The organism is Brevundimonas sp. P7753 (assembly GCF_013386595.1).
GTDB lineage: Bacteria > Pseudomonadota > Alphaproteobacteria > Caulobacterales > Caulobacteraceae > Brevundimonas > Brevundimonas bullata.
In genome coordinates, this window is the sequence record NZ_JACARP010000219.1 from 1 (window position 1) to 496 (window position 496).

Below are 496 nucleotides of genomic sequence, written 5' to 3' on the forward strand. Positions count from 1 at the left end.
GGGTGAGGCGGGGCTGTCGGCGTCGGGCGGGCTGGACGACGAGGCCATCACCGAGGCGGACGTGGCGGCGGGGCTCTATGACGGGGCGCGGGTCGAGCTGTGGCGCGTGGACTGGGCGCGGCCGGCGTTGGCGGTGCGTCTGTGGGCCGGGACGCTGGCGCGGATCAGGCGTGAGAATGGGGCTTTTGTCGCCGATCTGGACGGGCCGATGGCGGCCCTGGAGCGGGTCGTCGGGAGGACCTATGGCCGGAGTTGCGATGCGGTGCTGGGCGACGGGCGCTGTGGGTTGAGCGCGGCGGCGATTGGCGGGCGGAGCTGCGACAAGCGGTGGGCGACCTGTGCGGGCGTGTTCGGCAACGGCGTCAACTTCCAGGGCTTTCCAGATATTCCGGGCGACGACTTCCTGACGGCGAGGCCGGCGGGCGGCGGGCGCCATGACGGCGGGAGCCGGCGGTGAGGGGCGCGGATGATTTGCCGGCCGCCCCCACCCGTCTGA

1 protein-coding gene is annotated in these 496 nt (G+C 73.6%); it reads left to right on the forward strand.

Features of this window, described 5'->3' with window-relative positions; translation table 11 throughout:
- Positions 1–457 (forward strand): DUF2163 domain-containing protein (locus HX774_RS19235; RefSeq protein ID WP_178829010.1); only part of this gene is annotated, 457 nt, incomplete at its 5' end.
- Positions 458–496 lie beyond the last annotated feature (39 nt).